16 protein-coding genes and 1 tRNA gene are annotated in these 24,770 nt (G+C 38.1%); 9 read left to right on the top strand and 8 right to left on the bottom strand.

Going from position 1 to position 24,770, the window contains the following annotated elements; translation table 11 throughout:
- Nucleotides 1-183 precede the first annotated feature (183 nt).
- From ACRD7B_RS17175 to ACRD7B_RS17160, 4 genes are all read left to right on the top strand, one after another.
- Complete coding sequence (locus ACRD7B_RS17175) at nt 184-1,395, top strand: efflux RND transporter periplasmic adaptor subunit (RefSeq protein WP_430825841.1); 1,212 nt, start codon at nt 184-186, stop codon at nt 1,393-1,395.
- Nucleotides 1,392-2,915 carry a TolC family protein gene (locus tag ACRD7B_RS17170; RefSeq protein ID WP_430825840.1) on the top strand — a complete coding sequence of 508 codons (1,524 nt, stop codon included), beginning with the start codon at nt 1,392-1,394 and terminating at the stop codon, nt 2,913-2,915. The genes ACRD7B_RS17175 and ACRD7B_RS17170 overlap by 4 nt, the downstream gene beginning before the upstream one ends.
- Nucleotides 2,916-2,982: 67 nt before the next feature.
- Nucleotides 2,983-3,705, top strand: a complete 723-nt coding sequence (locus ACRD7B_RS17165; RefSeq protein ID WP_430825839.1) for a M48 family metallopeptidase — start codon at nt 2,983-2,985, stop codon at nt 3,703-3,705.
- 1 nt (nt 3,706) lies between these two features.
- Nucleotides 3,707-5,026: a deoxyguanosinetriphosphate triphosphohydrolase gene (locus ACRD7B_RS17160; RefSeq protein ID WP_430825838.1), complete on the top strand. Its 1,320-nt coding sequence runs from the start codon at nt 3,707-3,709 to the stop codon at nt 5,024-5,026.
- A 44-nt stretch (nt 5,027-5,070) separates the two neighbouring features.
- On the opposite strand, the gene ACRD7B_RS17155 is transcribed toward ACRD7B_RS17160, so the two are convergent.
- Nucleotides 5,071-5,265 carry a DUF1289 domain-containing protein gene (locus ACRD7B_RS17155; RefSeq protein WP_430825837.1) on the bottom strand — a complete coding sequence of 65 codons (195 nt, stop codon included), beginning with the start codon at nt 5,263-5,265 and terminating at the stop codon, nt 5,071-5,073.
- A gap of 134 nt (nt 5,266-5,399) precedes the next feature.
- On the opposite strand from ACRD7B_RS17155, the gene ACRD7B_RS17150 reads away from it, so the two are divergent.
- The 3 genes from ACRD7B_RS17150 to ACRD7B_RS17140 all read left to right on the top strand — a co-directional run bounded on the left by ACRD7B_RS17150 (nt 5,400) and on the right by ACRD7B_RS17140 (nt 10,528).
- Complete coding sequence (locus tag ACRD7B_RS17150) at nt 5,400-6,470, top strand: lysylphosphatidylglycerol synthase transmembrane domain-containing protein (RefSeq protein WP_430825836.1); 1,071 nt, start codon at nt 5,400-5,402, stop codon at nt 6,468-6,470.
- Nucleotides 6,471-6,562: 92 nt separating this feature from the next.
- Complete coding sequence (locus ACRD7B_RS17145; RefSeq protein WP_430825835.1) at nt 6,563-7,384, top strand: substrate-binding domain-containing protein; 822 nt, start codon at nt 6,563-6,565, stop codon at nt 7,382-7,384.
- A gap of 42 nt (nt 7,385-7,426) precedes the next feature.
- Nucleotides 7,427-10,528, top strand: coding sequence for a response regulator (locus ACRD7B_RS17140; RefSeq protein WP_430825834.1), 3,102 nt, complete (start codon nt 7,427-7,429; stop codon nt 10,526-10,528).
- On the opposite strand, the gene ACRD7B_RS17135 is transcribed toward ACRD7B_RS17140, so the two are convergent.
- The 6 genes from ACRD7B_RS17135 to ACRD7B_RS17110 form a co-directional block, all read right to left on the bottom strand.
- Nucleotides 10,523-12,178 carry a carbamoyltransferase C-terminal domain-containing protein gene (locus tag ACRD7B_RS17135; RefSeq protein WP_430825833.1) on the bottom strand — a complete coding sequence of 552 codons (1,656 nt, stop codon included), beginning with the start codon at nt 12,176-12,178 and terminating at the stop codon, nt 10,523-10,525. The genes ACRD7B_RS17140 and ACRD7B_RS17135 overlap by 6 nt on opposite strands.
- Before the next feature lie 4 nt (nt 12,179-12,182).
- Nucleotides 12,183-13,163: a hypothetical protein gene (locus ACRD7B_RS17130; protein ID WP_430825832.1), complete on the bottom strand. Its 981-nt coding sequence runs from the start codon at nt 13,161-13,163 to the stop codon at nt 12,183-12,185.
- Between the two features lie 3 nt (nt 13,164-13,166).
- Nucleotides 13,167-14,435: a phosphoribosylamine--glycine ligase gene (purD, locus tag ACRD7B_RS17125; RefSeq protein WP_430825831.1), complete on the bottom strand. Its 1,269-nt coding sequence runs from the start codon at nt 14,433-14,435 to the stop codon at nt 13,167-13,169.
- A 60-nt stretch (nt 14,436-14,495) separates the two neighbouring features.
- Nucleotides 14,496-15,116: a polysaccharide deacetylase family protein gene (locus ACRD7B_RS17120; protein ID WP_430825830.1), complete on the bottom strand. Its 621-nt coding sequence runs from the start codon at nt 15,114-15,116 to the stop codon at nt 14,496-14,498.
- Nucleotides 15,117-15,118: 2 nt separating this feature from the next.
- Nucleotides 15,119-18,193: a protein O-mannosyl-transferase family gene (locus ACRD7B_RS17115; protein ID WP_430825829.1), complete on the bottom strand. Its 3,075-nt coding sequence runs from the start codon at nt 18,191-18,193 to the stop codon at nt 15,119-15,121.
- A gap of 169 nt (nt 18,194-18,362) precedes the next feature.
- Complete coding sequence (locus ACRD7B_RS17110) at nt 18,363-21,338, bottom strand: protein O-mannosyl-transferase family (protein WP_430825828.1); 2,976 nt, start codon at nt 21,336-21,338, stop codon at nt 18,363-18,365.
- Nucleotides 21,339-21,532: 194 nt separating this feature from the next.
- Between ACRD7B_RS17110 and ACRD7B_RS17105 the strand changes: the two genes are divergently transcribed.
- Nucleotides 21,533-21,603 (top strand) — tRNA-Gln (locus ACRD7B_RS17105).
- Nucleotides 21,604-21,798: 195 nt separating this feature from the next.
- Here ACRD7B_RS17105 and ACRD7B_RS17100 read toward each other — a convergent pair.
- Nucleotides 21,799-22,425: a class I SAM-dependent methyltransferase gene (locus ACRD7B_RS17100; protein WP_430825827.1), complete on the bottom strand. Its 627-nt coding sequence runs from the start codon at nt 22,423-22,425 to the stop codon at nt 21,799-21,801.
- A gap of 367 nt (nt 22,426-22,792) precedes the next feature.
- On the opposite strand from ACRD7B_RS17100, the gene ACRD7B_RS17095 reads away from it, so the two are divergent.
- Entirely contained in the window at nt 22,793-24,682 is a 1,890-nt protein-coding gene (locus tag ACRD7B_RS17095) for an amino acid permease (RefSeq protein ID WP_430825826.1), read from the top strand.
- Nucleotides 24,683-24,770: the final 88 nt, after the last annotated feature.

The following is a 24,770-nucleotide window of genomic DNA, read 5'->3' as shown; positions in this document are numbered from 1 at the left end:
TGAAGGCTAATGCAACTATGCATTAGCCTTTTTTCTTTTTTTAATACCTGTTAAGGTTAATATCTGTCATTAAAGTGTACTTATTAATAAATACCCTACCTAATAGAACGATTTATTCATGTTCATTTAAACTGAATTATATATTTTTGAGCTTATCTAGGAATCGATTCTGAAAAGCACACTATGACAATCCAAAAAATTCGAAAAGGGAGTTATCTCTTTGTAGGCGCAATTCTTTTTTTTAATGCCTGCACAACTAAGCAATCCAGTTTAAAAAAAGGCGAGTTTCAAACCTCAACTGTTGAAAGAGGAAGAGTGGAAAATTGGGAACTTACCGAAGGTATAGTTGAGCCATCTAACGAAGTGTTGTTGTTAAGTCCTGCTGCAAGTATCATCGAAGAAATCATTAAGAAACCGGGGCAGAAAGTTGCTAAAGGCGATGTAATTGTTCGTTTGAATAAGGATTTGATTGTCGCAAAAATTGATAATATCAACGATCAACTTGAAGTAAAACAGAATAGTCTTGATAAGACACGTCTTAATGCGCGTAGCACGCGTGCCGATTTGACGTACAATACGGAGGTTAAAAAGCTTAAAATTGCATCGATAGAATCAACCATTGCTGATCAGGAGCAACTGTTAGAGGTTGGTGGTATATCGCAGGCTAAATTTGAAAAAACCTTACAGGAATTAGTTTTGGCTGAAAAGGATCTTCAATTGGCCAAGCAAAAGAATGCCATAAAATTAGAACAATTAAAAACGGACGAAAAAGGCCTCTTGCTGCAAATCGACATGCAGCAAAAAGAACTGGAGAAACAAAAAGTTCTTCTTGAAAAGATGGATGTGAAGGCTCCATCCGACGGAATTATTTTAAATGTTCATGCACAAAGGGGTGCCAAAATACAGGTTGATAAATTACTTGTGAACATGGCTGACTTAACTCAGTTTGAAATTAAAGCCAGTATCGATAATAAACATAAACGCATTGTTAAAACAGGGAAAAGGGCATATGTATTGGTTGATAAGGCTCGCCTTGAGGGAAGAATAGGAATTGTAGAACCTACATTAGTCGATGGGAAAGTTCAGTTCTCGGTAAATTTAGATGAAAGTAATCACCCTAGCTTGGTGCCCAATCAGAAAGTAAAAATACAGGTGGTGAGGCGTGCGAAGAATGACGTGTTACGTGTGAAAAATGGGCCTGCATTTGGCAAACAAACAAATCAATATGGATTTGTAATTTCCAGAGACAGTGCTATACGACACAAGATACTCTTAGGCTTAATCACCGAAGACTATGTTGAAATAAAAGAAGGTGTTGAAGAAGGTAGTTTGTTGGTAATTTCAAAAGTTGATGGAATTAAACATTTACCTGCTGTTAAAATTGAATTGCCATGATGAGGTCTAAGTATGTTGTTAAAAGCGTGATTGTCTTCGTATTTTTGGCGCTTACCTACACGGTAGAAGGACAAGGCCAATCTGCTGGAAAATTAAATTTAACCTTACGAAATGTCGTTCATCTGGCCATTCACGAATCTTCGTCGGTTAAGTATGCTCAAAATCGCTATGAAAATTATTTTTGGCGGTATAAAAATTTTCAGGCGCAGTTTAGGCCTCAGTTAATTTTAACTGGCGATTTGCCTAATTATTATGAGGGAACAAGGCCGGTAACACAAAATGATGGTAGTGTACAGTTTAGAGAAGTAGGTTACTTTGAAAACAGTGCGCAAATAGCAATAAATCAATCTGTACCACAGTTGGGCATGCAGATCTATGCGAAGAGTACACTTTTCAGATACGAGGATTTGATTCATGAATACACCAACTTTAAGGGCGATCCTTTTTTGGTAGGTATTACGCAACCTATTTTTGCTTATAACTGGATGAAATGGTCGCGCAAAACAGAACCTCTTTTGTACGATGAAGCAAAGAAACATTTTGTGGAATCAATTGAACGAATATCGCGAAATGCTACAAGCCGATTTTTTCGCTATTTACAAGTACAGACTAATTATCGCTTAGCTGAGAACAACTTGAATAACAGTAAAGATAATCTGCGTATAGCAGAGACAAAGATTAAATTGGGGACACTTAGTGAGAATGACTACTCAAGAATACGTTTATCTGTATTAAGTGCGCAGAAGGCTTTGTCGCAGGCTAATATTGATTTAAGAAATGCTGATTTCGAGCTTAAAAAGTACATTGGAATTGAGCAAGGTAGTAACATCGAATTGATCATGCCATTGGATATGTTTCTTTTCAGAGTTGACTCAGAAAAGGCCCTTATGGAAGCCTTGGAGAATCGAAAGGAATCAACCCAGTATGAACGTCGATTGATTGAGGCAGATAGAGATCTGACTCGAGCAAAACGAAACAATGGACTTGCGGCAACACTTAAAGGTACCTACGGAACAACAAATATAGCTGATGATATTCCTGGTGTTTATGACAATACAGTAAATCAAAAATCCTTGAGGCTTTCATTAGCGATTCCAATTTTAGATTGGGGTAAATCATCATCTAATGTAAAGTTGGCCGAAAGTAAGCGTGATTTAGTGGTGTTTGATGTGGAGCGTGACCGTATTGACTTTGAACGTTCGGTAGTAGTTCAGGTAGAGCAGTTTAATTTGCTGAAATCACAACTTGAAATAGCAGAAGAAGCCGATAAAGTGGCCAATAATGGATATAATATTGCCATTAAAAAGTTTCAGAATGGCGACATTAGCATTACCGAACTAAATATTTCATTATCGGAACGTGAGAAGGCAAAGCGCGATTATATAAAGTCGCTTGAAAATTATTGGACAGCTTATTATCGCTTACGCGAATTGACCTTGTATGACTTCGAAAAAAATCAAAAGATCTTCTACGATAATCCTTTATTAAGAGGCTTGATCAAGTCAAGTAAGGAAACTTGATTATTATACGCACACAATTGTTAGCTCACTTAGGTTTGTTATTTTTACCAAATCTAAGCGATAATGAATGAATGAGGGAACAATAGATATTCCAGAGATTGGGCAGGTTAACATTAAAGAAAGCTTGAGGGCAAAAAGGGTAAGCATTCGCCTTAAGCCTTTTAAGGGTGTTAGTCTGGTTGTGCCTGCTGGTATTGATATTCAGGAAGCTATTAAGTTTGTTCATGAGAAAAAAGCCTGGATAATCAAGAACCTTAAAAAGCTTGAGGAGAAGGAGGAGCGACTGACCATTTTTGACGAAACAACAGAATTTAAATCGCGTTCTTTTGCCTTAAAGATAACAGCTCATTCACGCAAAGATGTTCGTCTGCAGTTGAAGGAGGGTACTTTGCTGGTCAATTATCCATCACATGTGTCAGTTACTGATGATGCCATCCAGGAGTCCATTCGTTTTGGAATTGAGAAAGCCCTTCGAATGGAAGCGAAACGATTTTTGCCAGGGCGTTTGGCTATTTTAGCAAACGAACATGGCATACGGTATAATAATGTAACAATAAAGAACCTTAAGTCGCGCTGGGGATCATGTTCAGGTTGCAATAATATAAACCTGAATTTACATTTAATGCGATTACCTGACGAATTGATTGACTATGTGCTTTTGCATGAATTGAGCCACGTGAGGGAAAAGAATCATGGGCCCAGGTTTTGGACATTATTGGATCAATTGTGTGATGGAAAGGCCCGTGAACTGGATAAGGCAATGAATGAATATCAAACAAAAATTTATTAAAATGAATTGGGATAAACTTTTATCAACCAAGCGAACGGGACAGGAAAATGTGAAGGAAGTAAAGCACGACCGCACACAGTTTCAGCGCGACTACGATCGTTTAATATTTTCGTCCCCTTTCAGAAGATTGCAGGATAAAACGCAGGTTTTTCCTTTGCCAGGTTCGGTATTTGTGCATAATCGACTAACGCACAGTTTGGAAGTTGCAAGTGTGGGGCGTTCGCTGGGTAATAACATTGCCCAAAAATTACTAGAAGCTAAGCTCGGTAAGCCTGAGTTGGTAAATGAAATAGGTGCCGTGGTAGCTGCGGCTTGTTTGGCGCATGATTTGGGTAATCCTCCCTTTGGTCATTCAGGCGAAGAGGCCATTGGTCACTATTTTAAAAACGGCGCAGGTAAAGCTTTTCAGGATAAATTAACACCAGCTCAATGGAGCGATTTTACACGTTTTGAAGGAAATGCCAATGCCTTGCGAATATTAACTCACGCCTTCAAAGGGCGACGAGATGGTGGTTTTGCGATGACCTATACCACCGTTGCTTCCATACTTAAATATCCCTATGCTTCTAATTTGGGGCTAAAGAAGTTCGGTTATTTTCAGTCCGAATTGGCTATGTTTAAATACATTGCTGATGAGTTGGGTTTGAAAAAGATTGATGAGAAAAAAGGTATTTATGCAAGACATCCCTTGGTTTATCTGGTTGAAGCAGCCGACGATATCTGTTATCAGGTAATGGACATTGAAGATGCTCATAAACTAAAGCTTTTATCATATGAGGAAACCTATGCTCTTTTAACCGGATTTTTCGATCCTGAGAAAGAGAAGCATGAATTTGTGAAAATAGCAGATGTATTTACTCAAGTGAGTGATTTAAACGAGCGCATAGCCTTTCTCCGTGCTAAAGTGATCGGGAAACTAGTAAATCGTTGTACTGATATCTTTTGGAAGAATCATGCTATTATTCTCGAAGGGCAATTTAGTAAGGGATTAATTGATCACTTAGAAGGGATCGAAAATGATGCAATGGAAGCATGTAAGAAAATTGCTTTTAAACGAATTTATAAACATCCATCAGTTGTGGAGATTGAAATCGCTGGGTTTAGAATTCTGGGCACTTTGCTTGAGGAGTTTGTTAAAGCAGTAATTGATCCTGACGATTTCTTTTCAAAGATGCTATTGCCATTTATTCCGGAGCAGTTTAAGGTGGAAAAGGAAGCTGCATTGGTTGATAAAATACAATCGGTACTGGATTTTGTTTCGGGAATGACCGATGTGTATGCACATGATTTATATAAGAAAATAAGTGGATTAGGAATTTAGAGTAGTGATTTCGGAAGCGCTAAGTGCTTCCGAAACCAACTTTTTTATCTTAGAAACACAGTAGGTTTTTCACCATCCACATTTCGTCTTTGGTACGTTTTAACTATAATTAGTTCCTTTTCTTCATTGCTGAAACTCGACCAGTGGCCGGCTTCTTCAAGTGTTCGTCGACAACCAAAACAAACGCCTTTACTATCGTATTGGCAAACGTTTATACAAGGTGATTTTACTTCTTCCATAGTTTGTTCTATTATTTTTAATTCAAACACTTTTGTATTAAAAAGGTTTTTGCAATGAAAGATTTTCAAGAATATGTAAAAATTAATTTATAACATACTTTTTAGCCTAAGTCTATTCTTATACCTTTGTTTGCATGTCAGATAATTCCGGTAAAATACTTAAGAGCATACAGCCAGGAAAAATAGTGCTTCCTATTTTCATAGGTTTGGCAGTAACTGCTTATCTGCTTTACAAGGAATTTGACCCAAGTGTTTTAGATGCCGTTAATTTTAGTTTTCAATCATTATTTTGGTTTTTTGTCTCCTTTTTAATGATGGCAGCTCGCGACTTCGGATACATCATTCGTATTCGCTTACTTAGTGGTAGAAAATTAGGTTGGCGCAAGGCGTTTAATATCATAATGCTTTGGGAATTTACATCTGCTATTACGCCGTCAGCTATTGGAGGTACGAGTGTTGCCATCTTCTTTTTAAATAAAGAAGGCATTAAAATTGGCCGAAGTACGGCTATTGTAATGGTCACTTCTTTCTTGGATGAATTATATTTCATCCTTACATTTCCTTTAATATTATTACTTATTGGGCGAACAGATATTTTTTCTTTTGGTGATTCCATGGAAGTTGGACTCCCATTTTATAAGAATCAATTTTTCATGTTTGCCTTTATTGGCTATTTGCTTAAGTTGGCTTATACCATCATTATAGCCTATGGTTTATTTGTAAATCCAAGGGGACTCAAGTGGGTATTATTATGGATTTTTAAATTGCCAATTATACGCCGATGGCGACCTCATGCCAATGAGTCGGGTTCCGATTTGATTGCTGCATCTGATGAGTTTAAGAATTGGTCGTTTGTTAATTGGCTGAAAGCTTTTCTTGCTACAGCCTTTAGTTGGACGGCTCGTTATTGGATCGTTAATACACTAATAATTGCCTTTTTTGGAGTTCAGTTTTTTAATTGGGACGAGCATTTCCTAATTTTTGGGAAGCAATTGGTAATGTGGATTATGATGCTGGTTAGTCCTACTCCTGGGGGTAGTGGCTTTGCTGAGTGGGTTTTTAAAGAGTTTTTATCCAATATGATTCCTTTGGGAACTGGCGTTGCAATGGCCTTTATGTGGCGTTTGGTCAGTTATTATCCTTATTTGTTAATTGGTGCCATTGTTGTGCCGCGCTGGATACGTAAACACTTCATTAAGGGTTAATTCTATTTGACCAACGTGCCAAATTATATGATTAATAAGCTGTTTTGGAGTTGAACAATTCCCTAAATTGTACAACTGAAATTATTACAGTTATGCCCTTACTAAAACGCCTGACATTATTAATTATTTGTTGTTCCCTAGCTTTGGCTTCATGTAAACATAAAGCGCATGAGCAGTCAAATAATGAAGACACAAATAAGAAAGAGTTATTGATATACTGCGAGAATTCGATGGTTGGTCTTGTTCTGGATTTAAAAACCGAATTTGAGAATACCCACAATTGTAAAATTCGCGTTCAAAATGACTGTTCTAAAAACCTGATGGGTTTAATTCGTTATTCGCAAAAGGGTGATTTATACATTCCTGCATCCACATATTCGTTTCAAAATTTTAGAACAGAAACAGGTTTTACACTTACCGATTCAATATTTGTAGGGTATAACGACCTTGTGTTTATGGTGAAGAAAAACAATCCTAAAGGTTTTATTGGTGATTTAAAAGCACTCAAAAGCGATGATAAAATTGCCTATATCATTGCCGATCCTGAAACCAGTTCGATAGGTTATGAAACTAAAAAAATGCTGAAATCGGAAAAGGTATATGATAGAGTTTTAAACAATGTGGTTGCTCTTTCGTCCGATTCAAAAGGTCTGATTAAAAGTGTGCGTAATAATAAAGCTGACGTGGTAATTGACTGGGCAAGCAACCTCAATGTAAATGGAAATAGCAAGGAAGTAGATAAAATCATTCCAAATACTGAATTTAATCGACTAATTCCTGTTTACGCGGCTTCTCTTTCATGTAGCTCAGAACCAGAGCTTACCAGATCTTTTTTAAAATTTACCAACGCTCAATTGAACGAAAGTAAATTAAGTAAATATGGATTTACTAAAAGGAAAAAGATTATTTTTTAAATTTATGTTTTTAAATGCTGGTTTTAAGTTAACTTTATTCATGTGAGTAAGCAGAAAAAGACATCAAAATTATCCTATTTTAAGGAACCGATTGTAAATAAGCTATACATGCTTTTGGCTATTTACATTATTACGATTGGTGCTATTATTAGTATCGAAAATTATTTTGATCGTTCATTTTCTACGCGCTACCGAAATTCTATTCAGAATCAGGAACAGTTAATAAAGTTAGAACACCTCTTACACCGAAATCTGCTTGAACTAAATCTAGCATTTAAGACCTATCCATTTATACGTCACGAACAACAGTTAGCTAATAATGCGAGTAAGATCACAGTGCTGACTGAAAAAAGCATTGAAATTATCAATGTGATAGATCAGGGAGGGGCAATTGAAGATAAACGTGCGGTTAATCTTCATTCTCAGGATATGATTACCGTTAATATCCGATACGAAGAGGACATCTACACAGGTACCTTATCTGAGGTTCGTGAGTTGGCTCCGAAAATAAACGAACTTTATAAATTATCGGAAAAGATTACCGGCAAGGTTGAACAATCCTTGAGTCAATCTGGCAATTTCGATAATGTGAGCAAAGCAATAGATTATTACATCAAACAAGTAGAAGCCTCATTTGAACGGATTCATGAAATCGAAAATAAGATTTCGTACGATATCAACAAAAGGTTGGTTAGCTTAAATAATCAGAGTATAAGTGTTTTAAATAGATATAATAAGCTTAAGTATGCATCCTTAGTTGTTTTTACCTTGTTGGTTGTGTTCCTGTCCTACTTCCTGTTGAATCAAATAAGAGGTTTAATTCTCAATCGCAAAAATATTGAGGAAAATAATAGAAAGTTAATACAAGCGGTGGAGCAAAGTCCGATTTCGATAATGATTACGGATACGCGTGGAAATGTTGAGTATGTCAATAAGGGGTTCAAGTCCCTGACAGGCTTTTCAAAATCAGAGTTACATAGCGGAAATACCAACTTTTTTAAGTTACAACAAGATAATAATGAATTTGCTGAGGTGCTTTGGCAAACCATTCAGGAAGGTTTGGTATGGACGGGTGAAATTTCGAGTAGTAAAGACGATGGTTCAGTGTATTGGGAGAAGGTTCTTATTTCTCCAGTACTAAGTGAGGATAAAACCATATCGAACTACATAGCCATTAAGGAGGATACAACAGAGAAGAAGCTGTTGACTGAATCATTGAAAGAATCTAACAAAGCATTAACAACCATTACTGAGAATCTGCCGGTTGGAATTTTAATCGTTAATGATAAAAAGGAAATAATCCAATTAAACCAGAATGCGGCTAAAACAATGGGTTTTGTGACCATTGAAGAGGCCATGAAACACATTAAAGGACATACTTACAGCGAATTTTTCTTTACCAATAAAAAAGAGGAATACTTGGATGCGCAGGCTGGTGTTAAGGTAGTTACGCTTGACGAAAGATTGGAAGTCAAGGAAAACAATATATCGCGTGAGATATTAAAGAATATTATTCCAATCTCACTTGATAATAAGAAAGTATTCCTTGAAGCCTTTATGGACATTAGTGCCCAGAAAGAGATGCAAAAGAAAGAGGCTGAGTCGAATAAGGCTAAGTCCGAATTTTTGGCCAACATGAGTCATGAGATTCGTACCCCTATGAATGGTATTATAGGAGCAACGGAATTACTTTCAAAAACCCGACTAACCAAGGAGCAAACCAATGTTATTTCCATCATTGGACGCTCGTGCGATAATTTGCTGAATATCATAAATGATATTCTTGATTTCTCGAAGATTGAAGCTGGTAAAATGAAGATTGAGGCTTATCCTTTTAATCTGCGTTCAACAGTCGATTATTTAATGGATCAAATGTCGTTCAAAGCGCTTGAAAAGGGAATTGAAATATTAAATGATGTTGAGGATACCATTCCGCCAGTATTAATTGGCGATGAAAGTCGATTGATTCAAGTATTGGTTAATTTGATGGGGAATGCGGTTAAGTTTACATCTGAGGGTGAAGTTGTGCTTAAGGTCGAGATTGAACGTCAGGAAAGCACGGATTTGACGCTTCATTTTTCGGTTGAAGATTCGGGCATTGGAATTCCTAAAAATAAGCTTGAGAAGATATTTGAATCATTTACACAAGCCGATGGCTCTACTACGCGAAAATTCGGAGGAACAGGTTTAGGTACCAGTATATCAAAAATGTTGGTTGAGCTAATGGGCGGAAAAATTTGGGTGGATAGTCCAAATCCTAACTTCATGTGGTCAACTGAAAATCCGGGTTCGGTATTTCATTTTACCCTGCCACTTGTGATTGATAAAGATCAAAAGCCATACGAAATAAACACGGAGCAATTTGCGAAGATCAATAGTTTGATCATCGATAATCACAAGACCAACCTACTGCTTCTTAAGAAAACATTAAACAACTGGTCCATTAAGTCCGAAACGGTATCCGACGAAAAGACAGCACTAAGCACCCTTAAGGTGCGCAATGATTTTAATCTAATCATCATTGACAGTCATGTATTTAGTAAGGCTGATGATAATTTTCTTAAGAGCATTCGCGAACTACAGAGCAATGTGAAGATTATTCTGTTTTCTTCTGAAAACAGATGGAAGCAAGCGAAAGAATCAAAGGGTGTTGACCATGTTCTACAAAAGCCAATAAAACATGTTCAATTATTGAATACCATCGAGAATCTCTTCCTATCTGATATTGAAAGTGGCACCGGAGAGTATGCCAAGGAGCTAGATGTAAAAGCCTTGGTTAAAGACAAAAATATATTATTAGTTGAGGATAACATTATTAACCAGAAGATTGCGGAAAAAATGCTTTCTCGAATTGGTATTGAAATTGATATCGCTAAAAATGGCGCAGAAGCGGTTGAGATGATTACCGGTGAAGATGCTAAGCTTTATCACTTGGTATTTATGGATGTCCAAATGCCTGTTCTGAATGGTTTGGATGCTACCATACAGTTGCGTGAGAAACAGGTTGAGATACCAATTATCGCCATGACGGCAAATGCATTAAAAGGTGATCGGGAAGTGTGTATTAATGCCGGAATGAATGATTACATTGGTAAGCCTGTAAAAATGGATGATCTGGAAAATGTACTTAAAAAGTGGTTATAAGGATTGATAGTATCCATTTATCACCAAGCCATCTAAATTCATGTTTTTAGCCGAATTTATGGCATCTTCTTTTGTTTGAACAATTGGCTCTCCTCTTACATTAAAGGATGTATTAATAAGGGCTTTTATACCGTATTTATTATCTAACAATGTTAATAGGGCGAACATAAATGGATTTTGCCCCCTATTCTCTATTACCTGAATTCTGGCCGTTCCATCCACATGCACAGCTCCCTGTAGTTCTGTTTGTTTATTTTTCTCAATTTCAAAGTCCAACAACATGTATTGTGCCAAACGATGAACCAATTTCTTACCAGTAAAATAAACAGCATTTTTGTCTAGCATGATTGGCGCAACTGGACGATACCATTCCCGCCGCTTGTGTTCCATACTTACTTTTTTAGCAAGTTCAGTTGAGTTTGCCAAGGATAATATTGAACGATTGCCAAGTGCACGAGGGCCAATTTCGCCTGTACCATTACAAACAGCTACCACTTTATTGGCCAATAAAGCTTGTGCACATTTATCCAGCTCCAATTCTGAAATGACAACATCATCCGTACTCGCAAGTTGCCAATTATTTAAATAAGGATTATGCAAATGGATCTGGCCATGTTTTTGCCACTCCAAATGAGCAGCTGCCCCAAGTGAGAGACCGCTATCATCAGGACAAGGAGGAATATATACATTGTCAAATAATTGGCTGTCGATAATGGCTTTATTAGTTACTATATTTAGTGCTGAACCTCCTGAATAATATAAATTACTATAGTCCTCCTTATCTTGTAGACGACTCAACTTTGTTAAAAAATCGCGTTGAAAGATGCCTTGCATAGTGGCAATTAAGTCTTGTAAGAAAAAATCACGCTCATTAAGCTGAGCTTGTTGCCATCCAAAATCCTTTTGAGCTGCGTCAATAAATGCTTTCTTTGATGCCCAAAGGTTGGTAAAGTAATTGTGCTTTTTCAACCAGTCTTCTAGCTCATGACGATAGGTGCCAAATGCTGCCAAGCCCATCATTTTACCAGGAACACTGTTTTGTTCTTTATACTTTGCTCCAATAATTCCAAACACCAAGGCATTGGCATTAAATAGAGCTGATAGATATTTTAAATCCCAATGAAACTCAATGCAACAAAGCTGATTATTACGAAATTGCCAAGCTGAGAAATTACTTAAACTGCCCCCTCCGTCGAAATGAACAAGCAAACTATTTTCCTTGTAGGCGCCATAAAAAGGTAAACATGAAGCAATATGTGCCAATTCGTGATTGATGGCATAAGCTTCTTTTTCCTTATCCAACCACCAGCAACGACCTAATTCTGCTTGTGCTAATAAGTTCTGGTTTAAAGGTGCTTCAAATCGAAATCGACCACAACTCGATATAAATGCTCTCCCTACAACATTATCAACAAATACCAGATCGTAATCATCCGATCTAAGCAGTCTCTCAGATTTAAGCAGCTCATATATTTGTTCGTGCAAAGTATTGTCATGCTTTCGGCGGCTAAGTCGCTCAAGGGAAAGATGCTTGATAACCTTTCCTTGATTCATTAGCGTTAAGCCATGATCGTGCACATAGAATGGTGTATCCGTGTTGATACGATCCTGAATACCATAAATAGCCAAGGTTGCTTTTTTCTTATCCATTCTTTTAAATCAGGAATTGAGCAGATATAGTAAGTATGATTAGTAGAGCAAACAGTATTTCTTGTATAATTGTACGTCGTATGGCACTAATGAAACGATTAGATATTATAGCTGAGCCAAGGGCCAAAATAGGAATTATTTCTAAAGAGAAATAAGGTGTAAGCGATGCTACAACGCACAATACAATCAACCAGATAAAGATACGGTAATGTTTTCTAGAAATTATCTTAACCATAGGCATTATGCGCACCACAGCCATAATTGCCACAAATACCAGGGCAATGATGAGACCATTGTACCATTGTGAAAAAATAGTATGGCTAAAAAATGCAACTGGAGAAGCAAAATTCTCGAATATTAGTTCGAGGAACCACATGTGTTTATCCATCCAGAAATAGTACCCAAAAGCTAATAAATAAGGCAATACAAGTCCAATGAGTGTAGCTAGGAAGGAACGCAAGGTAAACAAACGAAGAATAAACATGGTCATCCAAACTAATATGGATAAGTAGATTCCCTTTGCGTAAAACAAGGTGCCTAATGAAAGCCAAAACATAGCCTCAAAACACCAAGCCATCGGTTTACGATGACCATAGGCCAGAAATAAGCGTTCAATAGCAAGCAAAAGCAGCGGTGCAAAGAACCAAACTGGATGCAGCTTTTGTACCATTAAATAACCGCTAATAAATAATAGGTAGATGAAGCCGGGCGCGCTGGTCTGCCCAGTAGATAAACTATAGCGGTTAGTAATTCGATTCACCCCAAACATCAATAATAGGGCAATGAACATACTTATGATGGTAGCAATTAATTGATTCCCTTTTAGGATATTGGCCACAAAGTTCCATAAAGGCATAGCATGTAGTTCAAACGGAAAACCAGGTGATTGCAAGGCCATTAGAGAGTTAGTCCAAAAGCCCAGAAGCATTAGTGGCATCACCACTAATGCTACAATACTGTTTCTATTTACCGTTTTATATAGCATAGCTTATAAATCGAATCCGATATCTTTTCGAAAATATTTACCTTCAAAATTTAATGTATTGGCATTTTTAAACGATGCTATAAGTGCTTCATCTTTGTTGTTGCCAAAAGCAGTCAATGCAATTACTCTTCCGCCATTGGTCAATACTTTTCCATCTTTCTCAATTGTTCCTGCATGGAAAACCAAACCATCTTTAGCTGCATCTAAACCAGTTATTACCTTACCTTTTTCATAATCGCCCGGATATCCACCTGATACCAGCATCACGGTAGTTGCACTTTGCTCTTCAAATTCAATTTGCTTGGTGCGTAAATTACCGGCAGCTGTTGCTTCGAATAAATCAACCAAATCTGATTTCAGACGCGGTATCACAACTTCAGTTTCAGGATCACCCATACGAACATTATATTCGATAACCATCGGCTCACCATCAACACTGATAAGGCCGATGAAAATGAATCCTTTATATGGGATATCATCCTTTTGTAGACCTTCAACAGTAGGTAAAACAATGCGATCGTGTACTTTCTTCATAAATGCCTCATTCGCAAATGGAACTGGAGATACAGCACCCATCCCACCGGTGTTTAACCCGGTATCACCTTCGCCAATGCGCTTATAATCCTTTGCTTCAGGCAAAACCACGTAGCCATGTCCATCAGTCAAAACAAATACAGATAGTTCAATGCCATCAAGAAATTCCTCTATAACTACTTTGCTACTTGCATCGCCAAACTTACCATCAAGCATGGCTTTAAGTTCAGTCTCAGCTTCGGCTAAATCATCCAGAATAAGAACACCTTTACCGGCTGCTAAACCATCCGCTTTAAGCACGTATGGAGCTTTTAAAGTTTTAAGAAAAGCAAGCCCTTCATTTAGGTTGTCTGGATTAACAGAAAGATAACCTGCTGTTGGAATATTATGTCGGTGCATAAATTCTTTGGCAAACTCCTTACTTCCTTCTAATTGAGCTCCTTTTTTATTAGGTCCAATAACAGGAACGTTTGCAATTTCAGCATCGTTTAAAACAAAATCTTTAATTCCACGCACCAAAGGTTCTTCGGGGCCAACAACTATCATGTCAATGCCCTTTTCAAGCACCAATTTTTTAAGCGCATCAAAATCGTTGGGATTAAGGTTAATGTTTGTCCCAACTTGCGATGTGCCTGCATTACCAGGGGCAATGTACAATTTTGATAGTTTTGAGCTTTGCGCCATTTTCCACGCCAAAGCATGTTCTCTTCCTCCCGAACCTAAAAGCAGAATGTTCATTTGTTTTGTTTTTTCTTTTCCGACGAAAATAGTATTCGCCTTATATCTAAAATTCAATTATTACATCTCAAATACTTTGAAGGTATAACCTTCTTTTTGCAATCTCTTAAGGCATATGGGTAAAGCATACGACATTCTTTCCCATGCTTTCCTCGAATCGTGAAAAACAATGATGGATCCATTTCGAACATGATTCATCACGTTGTTGACTACCGTTTGTTTGCTTAAACGCTTGTCGTAATCCATTGCCAGTACGTCCCACATTACTATTTCCTTAAATCGCTTTTTTAGAGCCGACATATACCATGGATATAATTGCCCGTGCGGTGGTCGAAATAGTTGGCCTGGAACATATTGTTTTCCCTTATCAATGTTTTCAAAATATGCCGAACGTGAACATTTCCACGCAGGTAGATGATTGAAGGTGTGGTTGCCAACGCTATGTCCGTTTTCTAATAATACATCCATAAGGTGAGGATGACGCTTTGCATTTTCACCCACACAAAAGAAGGTCGCTTTGATGTCATACTTTTTCAGGAGTTCAACAACCCATAAAGTTTCCTTCTCTACAGGACCATCGTCAAAAGTAAGGTAAACGCATTTTTCACTTTTAGTTTTCCTCCAAACAGCTCCTCTGAAGAAGGCTCTTAGCCAAAGTGGTGGTTGTACCTTATAACTCATCTTTACCCTTCGAAAAAGCCAAGTCTTTTGATGCGATTTTCATAGTCGCCTTCCAACTGCTTCATTAACTCCTCTCGCTGGTATTTTTGGGCCATTTTCACTACTTCCATGTAAATTGCCATGGCTGTGTCAGGCTCCCTTCCTGCTGTTTGTTGTTTATGGGCAGGTAAAGAAGAGAAATAGTCAAAATCCATCAACTTATCTTTTGCTAAACCTTTCAATATTTCCTCACCTTTCTCAAATTCACCTAGTTTGAAATAACCCTCGGCTAAAAAGATGCTGAAATAATTATGAGGTACGCGTTCCGAACTTAATACCTCCATTGTTTTATCCAGGATGTTTTTCGCCTTATCGTTTTTACCTTCATCCAGTAAGCTTGCTGCTAAACGCGATAGATTATTACGAATATTGTTGGCCATACGTAAATGGTTTTCATCCAAATACACATTAGGGTTATCATATCCACCCCATTTGAATTTCTCCATCACATTGGTATACATACGCTCAGTATCAACGCGTCCGTACTGGCCATCAGGATTTGTTGTTTTAATTGGTACCACTTGGTAAGCAAATCCTTCTAATTGGAAATAATCCTGAAGACTTACATAGTTATCGGTACCTACTGTAACGGCAAAGTAAATTGGGCGATCCCAATCGTTGTTAGCGAATAAATCAAGAATCATTAATTCATTTTTCAGAATCATATCCTTGCCCAACTTAACATCAACTTGCTTCGATAACAGGTGAGCTGCATCCTCAGAAACGATACCTCTTTGCATCACCTTAAGACTATCCGCTTTGATGGAGAATTGCTTAGATGGAAGGTAATCGATACTACCAGCATATTCTGGAATTTGTTTTGTTTTAGGGTTGTCGCTAGCCACAAAATCGATGGCCTCTTTCATATCGATGCTTCCCTTAATTCGATCGAATAAGTAAACAACATCGCGTGTTCCGGTTACATATTGATCATGCTCCAATGAGAATGGCATAGGATCAGAATCGTATGATTTTCGTTTCATCTGATCGATGTACCAATCGGTTTGTAGGTAGCTTAGGTTACATACACGAACATCGGTACGTATGCCTTCAACTTCCTGAGCATACCATAAAGGGAAGGTGTCATTATCGCCGTTGGTAAATATGATGGCATCGTCGGCACAACTATTAAGGTAATTGTGAGCTAAGTCGCGGGCCACATATCTTTCAGAACGATCATGGTCATCCCAGTTTTCGCTGGCCATAATACCCGGAACTAATACCAAACATAAACTGGTAGCTGCGACTGCACTTACCGAACCCGGCACAAAACGTTTTAATCCATCAACAATGGCTAATACGCCTAAGCCAATCCAAATGGTAAAGGCATAGAATGAACCTGCATAGGCATAATCACGCTCACGCGGTTGTATAGGGGTTTGATTCAAGTATAGTACAATGGCTAATCCGGTTAGGAAAAATAGCAACATTACAATCCAAAAGCTTTGTTTCCCGTTTTTACCGGCATTAAATTGAAATAATAAGCCAATTAATCCAAGTATAAATGGCAACATGTAATAGGCATTACGAGCTTTGTTTTTGGCATATATATCCGATAGCAAGGTTTCATCGCCATACATGGCTTCATCAATGAATTTAATACCTGTAATCCAGTTTCCTTTGTGAATTTCTCCATGTCCTTGGATATCGTTTTGGCGACCTGAGAAATTCCACATGAAGTAGCGCCAATACATGTGCACCACTTGATAACGAATAAAGAATGTGATGTTTTCACCAAAAGTTGGTACCATCAATGTTTTAGGTGCCCCTCGTTCGTCTTCAACATTAACGCGTTTCCCTTTAAAGTTGGTCCAGTTTTTATATTGTTCTACGTGATGCGCCTCGCGACTGTACATACGAGGGAATAAGGTTGTAGTACGATCGTCAAACTTATATTGCGGACGGTAATCAACTGTTATGTATTCACCTTCTTTTTTGATGCGTACCGGGCTTCCTTTTTCGCCTTGCATTGCTTTTCTGTCCAGTGGAGAATTGTAGTTTTGCCCAAGGAACAATGGACGATCGCCGTATTGCTCACGATTTAAGTACGACATGAGTGAGAATACATCTTCCGGCGAGTTTTGATCCATCGGAGGATTGGCATGTGAGCGAATAACAATCATGGCGAAAGATGAATAGCCAATTAGAATAACTGTTACAGCTAAAATAATTGTATTGGCAATGGCCATTCTCTTTTTATAGGTGTACCAAATTCCGGCAACAAGAGCTACTACTAAAATCAAGGCATAGAATAAGGCTCCCGAATTAAATGGCATACCAAAACCATTCACAAAGGCTAATTCGAACCAGCTGGCAACTTTTACCACGCCTGGTATAATTCCATACAGTATTCCACCCAGTATAACGGCTGAAATTACCAAAGCTTTTATGGTATTATTTCGGTTTACTTCATGTAGTTTAAAATAATATACCATTACGATGGCTGGTATGGCTAACAGGTTAAGTAAGTGAACCCCAATTGATAATCCCATTAGGTAGGCAATTAGGATTAACCAACGATTGGCAAAAGGCTTGCCAGCTACATTTTCCCATTTAAGGATGGCCCAAAATACAATGGCTGTGAAAAATGATGACATGGCATATACTTCACCCTCAACAGCTGAAAACCAGAATGTGTCGGAGAATGTGTAAGCTAAGGCACCTACTAAACCACTGCCCATAACTGCCCATGTTTTCCATATTGGTGGCTCTTCTTCGCTAATAAATATTTTTTTAGCAAGATGAGTAATTGTCCAAAATAAAAACATGATGGTGAAAGCACTTGCAAGCGCTGACATTATATTAATCATGGCTGCTACCGAACCTGCATCGGGTGCAAATAAAGTAAAGAAGCGACCCATTATCATGAAAAACGGTGCCCCTGGGGGGTGACCAACTAATAACTTGTACGATGTTGAAATAAATTCACCACAATCCCAAAAACTTGCTGTGGGTTCAATGGTCATTACATAAGTGGTGGCTGAAATAAAAAATGTTAACCAACCAAATAGTAAATTCAAACGGGTGTATTGCCTCATAATTACTTATTTTCAATCAAATAGCTCTGAATGTTCTGTGGTGATTTTTTGACACAGTTCAGATAATAGGCAAAAATACAATTTTTTATAGAACAGCTCATGTATTTTGTTCATCTTAACGTTCTATTCACTTATATCTTGTGCATTTTTTAATGTGTTGTGATATAATCTAACTTTCTGTTTCGGCTTGCTTCATCATTTTGTCCAGGCCTAACTGTTTGTATATGGCTGTAAACTCCTGTTGCAAGCGTTCATTTTTAATCTCTGTGATTAAGAACCGAAGACTTTCACCATTTTGAATTTCTTCCTGAAAGAGATTGTCGGTTGAGCGGCGTAATTTTGCCGGTAAGGAATTAATCCATATCAGATTATTCAAATGCCTATGAAGAAGGAAAGTCGCCACTTCATTCGCTTCCTCTGTCATGTCAGCAGCATACATTAAATGAGCAATGGAAATGTTGCCTTGCGCTTCAGGAGATACATTTACCGGAAGTTCTTTGGTAGCCTTCTTGATCACTTTCTGAGCATCATTTATTCGACCATTTTCGAGTAAGTCGGCAGCCAGTACATTGGTCATTTGACGATGTTTCATTACATCAAAAGTGCGCCGGCAATAATGATCGTAATAAGCTGCATTACCATCTCCCAGATCTATGGTGTTTAAATATTTCTCAAATAAAACTTCCGTATCGATGTAAATAGGTTCAGAAGCCTGCTTTGAAGTCGGCATTAATCGATAAACCATTCCATCGTACCTGAGGTAGTCTTTCATGCCAAGAAAAATTTCAGGATCGGCTCCGATGGTGAAATAGACAGGGCGTTTCCATTGGTTGGTAGCAAGAATATCCAGTAGGGCTATGTCGTTCTTATAAAGCACGCGTTTGCTGCATGTCCATTTTAAAGTATCGCTTGAGTTATAGGCCAGCGAAAACTTATTGACGGGCGAATAATCAATGGCCTGTCCGCTTTCAAGCTTTAGTTTCGATTGCTCACTATCGCTGCCAATAAACTGAACCACACTTGCCAGAGGACCATATTCTTCGCTTCTATCCATTAAAAGAGCGTGATCCAGATCGCCCGATTTATAGCGATCTTGAGATATGGAAAGAGGAATGTTTCCTGCGTCGTTAACTGCTTGTCCAAGTTGTTTAACACACCAATCGGCTCCCATTAATCCGTAGTTGATTACTCTGATATCGGTTCTATACCCTTCCACTTCTTGCACATACCAAAGGGGATAGGTATCGTTGTCGCCATAGGTAAATAAGATGGCATTTGGTTCGCAGGAAGCCAGGTAGCTACGTGCCATGTTAAGCGCCAATTCCCTACCCGAACGATCATGATCGTCGTAATTCTGCGAAAGCATCAAAACAGGGACAGCTATGGTGGTTAGGATTAAGGTTAATATACCAATGCTTTTGCTCGCATGCACACTTCGCATCCAATGAACCAAGGCAAAGGCGCCTATGGAAAGGAAAATTGAAAAGGCGAAAAAGGAACCGGCAAAGGCATAATCGCGTTCGCGTGGTTCAAATGGTGTTTGGTTTAAGTAAAGAATGATAACAGGCCCTGTCATCAGGAATAATAAACCAATAACTGATAAATATTTTTTCCCGGTGTTATTTTTCAATAATAGTATAATGCCTGCTATGCCTAGTAACAAAGGCAGTAGGTAGTAACGGTTGTGCGATGGGTTATTGTGCTGTATGCTTGGTAGCATTCCATCGGCATATTCTTTGTCGAATAGACTTAGGCCACTCGACCAATTGCCTTTTAGTAGATTTCCATGACCTTGTTCGTCATTTTGCCTGCCAGCAAAATTCCACATGAAATAGCGAAAGTACATGTGCTGGATTTGGTAATTGAAGAAAAAGCGCAGGTTGGTGACAAACGAAGGTTTGGTTTTAAGCTCTGGATCAACCCCAGACCATTGCGCATATCCATAAATATGTGTTGGACTACTGCTGTGCATACGCGGGAATAAGCCGGTAAATTCGCTGTCGTATTTGTATGCAGTTGCTTTCTCAAATTTTTCATAGTGAGCACCCTTCGGCCGATAAGCTGTTTCATATTCCAAATCTCCACCTCTGGCGTTAAAGTAGGCACCATGCACTAATGGGTTTTGAGCATATTGTTCTCTATTTAAAAAGCCATCGAACGAAAACACATTGGACGGATCATTAAGGTTGATAGGTGTATTGGCGTTGGCTCGAATAATGATCATGGCATATGAAGAGTAGCCAATCATAAAAACAAGTGTGAATAAAGCCAGAATGTGTTGTTTGTTGTTTTTTGTGCGTGTTTTAAAAACGATGAAAAATAGTCCGCCAAATACGATTAAAGTAAAAGCAATTAAGCCCGAATGCAATGGAAGGCTCATTCCATTTATAAACAGTAATTCGAGCTTCGCAGCTAGCCATAAGCCTTTTTGGATGATACCAAATAGTAGCACACCAAGAATAAGGCCTCCAATTAACACCGCTTTTCCGAAGATATGCCACGAAAAAGGACGATTGCGTAAAAGAATGATTAGAACCAGTACTGGTATGATCAATAGGTTAAGTAAATGAACGCCCACCGATAATCCGGTTAGATAAGCGATAAGCACTAGCCATTTGGTACTAGGTAGCGATGTTTCATATGCCTCTTCCCATTTTAAGAACAGCCAAAAACATAAAGCCGTGAAGAAGATAGATAAGGCATATACTTCGGCTTCAACTGCGGAAAACCAAAAAGTGTCGGATACCGCGAAGGCAAATGCACCTATGGCAGCAGAACCAACTATTAGTAAATATGAACTGTAATTTGCTAAGTATTCTTTAAAGATGCGCTGCAGAATGTGCTCAGCTGAAAAATACAAAAACATAACAGTGGCTGCCGAGGCAAATACAGATAATAGGTTGGCAGTAAAGGCCAGTTGAGAAGCATCAAAAGCAAAAAGATTAAACAAGCGGCCAAGTAATAAATAAAATGGCGCACCTGGTGAATGACCAACCTCTAGTTTGTTCATGCAAGCGATGAATTCGCCACAATCCCATAAACTGACCGTGGGCGCCATGGTTAAGTAATACAATATGGAAGAGAGGGTGAAAATGGACCATCCAACAACTAAATTCGTCTTTTTATAATTTGCCTTATCAAACATGCTTATTAATCCTTTTATCGAATTCAGGTTAAAGATAATTCTTCGTATGTAAAAACTGAATGTTTTATTTGAAAAAATAATCTACTCACTATTAGGCAAAAGGCCTGTGTGGGTTAATATTTTTTTCAAAATGGCTTGCAATGAAAAAAAAACTATCTATATTTGCATCGCTTTTGACAAAAAGCTATAAAGTTTGTCCCATGGTGTAATGGTAACACACCTGGTTTTGGTCCAGGCATTTAAGGTTCGAGTCCTTATGGGACAACTAGAAAATCCGATAAATCAATGATTTATCGGATTTTGTCTTTTAATTAGGTCAAGTGTTTACATTGCTATGGATCAAGAAGTTAATTCTACTCATCATTGTCATATTTTTAAGGTTTTAAAGGGATAACAAAAGTATTTACTATTGGAGATTAGCATAAAATGTTGGATTGCCCACTTACTGCTTTCAGATGCATTAGTTTGCTGATTTTCTCAAGACGACTAATCGATCTGTTAAAACGTCTATTTCAAGGTTCATTGTTTCTGCAATGTATTCGATGGTTTCTTGTCGATAGATAAAAACATGCGTATCGTCGTTTCTATAATGCCAGGTTTTAAAATCGATCTCCTCATTGTAAATCATGGTCATAATAAGTAATACACCATTGTCTTTTAAAAGGTCAATCAGCTTCTTTATTTCCAGTTTTGGTTGGTGAAAATGCTCAAACACCTCACAACTAACAATGTAATTAAATCGATTATTCAACACACTTTTATCTGGCGCAAAGAATGGGTCATATTGGACAATGTCGTAACCACTCTTGATTAGCATGCTGGAAATAACAGGACCAGTACCACTTCCAAAATCCAAGCCCTTATGTTCAGGTAAAAGATGACCGAGTACATAATTTGTAATTGGCGATGTAAAGTTTTGATACCGAATATCATTTACATCGTTGTTATGGGTTTTATAGGATTCTTTTTCATCTTCAGCCGAGAGGTAGAGTTTCTCGTCCATTACGATGGCTCGGCAATTATCACAATCATAATAATACGCATCTCTTTTATTTACTAGTGCAGAACCACAAAGTGTACAAATCATATAAGAGTTGATTTTTGTTTATTTTACCATTAGGGTAACCCTGCCAGAGCATGGCATGTTTTGTTGTACTTTATAATTAGCTATAACAAGCTGGTTTGAGTATAAGCTCTATCGATCTTGATTTAGTTATCCTAAAAGTATAAATAATCAATTAACTCTCCCGTGTTTTAATGAGTATTAATTGGGTGTTTGATCATTTAGAATACACTGTGGATAACTTAGGCTCAATTTCTAAATTGATATTGTTGCCTTAATAGATTATAATAAAGTGTATTGAGTTGTTTTATTTATTGAATGTTAGATGATTTGATAGCTTTATATAAGTTGAACAGCAAAAAATTATTACTTTAGAACAATAGCAGACAGGATGGATAAAAAAGTAACATTAAAAAAGTTTGGCACATTTGGTGGTGTATTTACGCCTACCTTACTTACGATAATAGGTGTCATAATGTACTTGCGCCTGGGTTGGGTGGTCGGTAATGCTGGTTTACTTGGTGCCTGGCTCATTATTATTGTTTCGTTTTTGATTACGCTTACTACGGCACTTTCTATGTCGTCGATTACTACTAATATTAAGATTGGAGCTGGAGGAGCCTATGCCATTATTTCTCAGTCCTTGGGATTAGAGATTGGCGGTAGCCTGGGGATACCGCGATATGTATCGCAGGCTTTGGCGGTAACCATGTATATTTTTGGGTTTCGAGAAGGCTGGCTTTTTATTTTCCCCACGCATTCTGCATTGCTTGTTGATCTGGCCGTATTTCTGGTGCTTTATGCCATTGCATATAAAAGTGCCGATTTGGCTATTCGCACTCAGTACCTGATTATGGCCATCATTTTTGCATCTATTATTTCGATGGTATTAGCAGCATATTATGGGTCAATGCAAAATAGTTTGAGCGATACACTGCAATGGGGAACATTTCAAGGTTCTATTGAGAATAAGTTTTCAGGTTCGAATTTCTGGATTGTATTTGCCGTGTTTTTCCCTGCAGCCACTGGAATTATGGCAGGAGCCAATATGTCGGGGGAATTGAAAGATCCGAAGAGAAGTATTCCGGTGGGTACTTTGTCGGCCATTGGTGTAAGTTTTTTGGTATATATGGCGGTAGCCTTTTGGTTGGCAAAATCTGCCACAACAGAGGAGTTACTCAATAACTACAATATATTAATTGATAAATCATTTTTCCCACCGTTAGCAATTGCCGGTGTACTAGGAGCTACTTTTTCTTCGGCTTTGGCATCAATGGTTGGATCATCGCGTATATTGTATGCCATGGGGCGTCACCGTGTTTTGCCAGCTGGCGCTTGGTTGGGCCGAACAGATAAAACAGGCCAACCCCGCAATGCTATGATTATAACAGGCTCGTTGGTGTTTCTTACCATGTTGTTGCGCGATTTAAATGCAGTGGCACCACTTGTTACCATGTTCTTTTTAATAACCTATGCCATGTTAAATGTGGTTGTAATTATAGAGCAAAACCTTGGGCTGATAAGTTTCCGCCCCATGTTTCGTGTAACGAAATGGGTGCCCTGGTTGGGCTTAATCACCTCCATATTGGCCATGTTTATTATTAATTCAACCATTAGTTTAATATCTGTCGCCTTGGTGTTTTTAGTGTATGGCGTATTGCTGCAAAGGAAATTAAACACTCCATTTGATGATGTTCGCAGTGGTTTATTTGTTTCATTTGCCGAGTGGGCTGCAAAACGTAGTGCTCGTTTAACCCAACAACAGGAGCGATCGTGGAAACCTAACCTATTGGTGCCTGTGAGTGATCCGGAAACGATTAAAGCTTATTTTTCTTTTTTAAAGGATGTGGCTTATCCACAAGGTTCAATTAAGCTGCTTGGTTTGGGTTCAAAAGAGAAATGTCCTGAACTTGGAGAGAAGATAGGTCAGCTTTCTGATGATTATAAGAATAGCGATGTGTTTTCATCGTGGGCTGTAATTCGTACCGAAAACTTTTCGCAAGGCGTGAACTTCGCGAACCAAGCTTATCGTGGATCATTTATAAAACCAAACATTACTTTTTTAAACCGAAAAGACCTGAAGGTGCATTCCGAAGGTTTTATGGAGATAATTGAAGAGGCCGCTCGTTTACAATTGGGCGTGCTTATTTATGCTCAGCACCCTGATTCAGGTATGGGAAAGCGGCAAATGATAAACGTTTGGATTCGAAACCGTGCACCAGATTGGAAAATCTCCTGGGATATTGGTAATCTAGATCTTTCCATATTGGTAGCTTACTAGTGATGCGTTAATTTTTAAAAACAATTTGCAATAAATTATATTTCAACAACATACAAACGTTCTTTGATTTTTTGATTTGATTTGACTT

The sequence above is a fragment of the Carboxylicivirga fragile genome (genome assembly GCF_050589805.1).
In the GTDB taxonomy this organism is placed as follows: domain Bacteria; phylum Bacteroidota; class Bacteroidia; order Bacteroidales; family Marinilabiliaceae; genus Carboxylicivirga; species Carboxylicivirga fragile.
This window is presented reverse-complemented; position numbering and strand designations above follow the sequence as displayed.

Excerpts from the sequence above, each read along its gene's own strand:
- ACRD7B_RS17175 (WP_430825841.1), top strand. The coding sequence starts at position 184 with ATGACAATCCAAAAAATTCGAAAAGGGAGTTATCTCTTTGTAGGCGCA.
- ACRD7B_RS17170 (WP_430825840.1), top strand. The coding sequence starts at position 1,392 with ATGATGAGGTCTAAGTATGTTGTTAAAAGCGTGATTGTCTTCGTATTT.
- ACRD7B_RS17165 (WP_430825839.1), top strand. The coding sequence starts at position 2,983 with ATGAATGAGGGAACAATAGATATTCCAGAGATTGGGCAGGTTAACATT.
- ACRD7B_RS17160 (WP_430825838.1), top strand. The coding sequence starts at position 3,707 with ATGAATTGGGATAAACTTTTATCAACCAAGCGAACGGGACAGGAAAAT.
- ACRD7B_RS17155 (WP_430825837.1), bottom strand. The coding sequence starts at position 5,265 with ATGGAAGAAGTAAAATCACCTTGTATAAACGTTTGCCAATACGATAGT.
- ACRD7B_RS17150 (WP_430825836.1), top strand. The coding sequence starts at position 5,400 with ATGTCAGATAATTCCGGTAAAATACTTAAGAGCATACAGCCAGGAAAA.
- ACRD7B_RS17145 (WP_430825835.1), top strand. The coding sequence starts at position 6,563 with ATGCCCTTACTAAAACGCCTGACATTATTAATTATTTGTTGTTCCCTA.
- ACRD7B_RS17135 (WP_430825833.1), bottom strand. The coding sequence starts at position 12,178 with ATGGATAAGAAAAAAGCAACCTTGGCTATTTATGGTATTCAGGATCGT.
- ACRD7B_RS17130 (WP_430825832.1), bottom strand. The coding sequence starts at position 13,163 with ATGCTATATAAAACGGTAAATAGAAACAGTATTGTAGCATTAGTGGTG.
- purD (WP_430825831.1), bottom strand. The coding sequence starts at position 14,435 with ATGAACATTCTGCTTTTAGGTTCGGGAGGAAGAGAACATGCTTTGGCG.
- ACRD7B_RS17120 (WP_430825830.1), bottom strand. The coding sequence starts at position 15,116 with ATGAGTTATAAGGTACAACCACCACTTTGGCTAAGAGCCTTCTTCAGA.
- ACRD7B_RS17115 (WP_430825829.1), bottom strand. The coding sequence starts at position 18,193 with ATGAGGCAATACACCCGTTTGAATTTACTATTTGGTTGGTTAACATTT.
- ACRD7B_RS17110 (WP_430825828.1), bottom strand. The coding sequence starts at position 21,338 with ATGTTTGATAAGGCAAATTATAAAAAGACGAATTTAGTTGTTGGATGG.
- ACRD7B_RS17100 (WP_430825827.1), bottom strand. The coding sequence starts at position 22,425 with ATGATTTGTACACTTTGTGGTTCTGCACTAGTAAATAAAAGAGATGCG.
- ACRD7B_RS17095 (WP_430825826.1), top strand. The coding sequence starts at position 22,793 with ATGGATAAAAAAGTAACATTAAAAAAGTTTGGCACATTTGGTGGTGTA.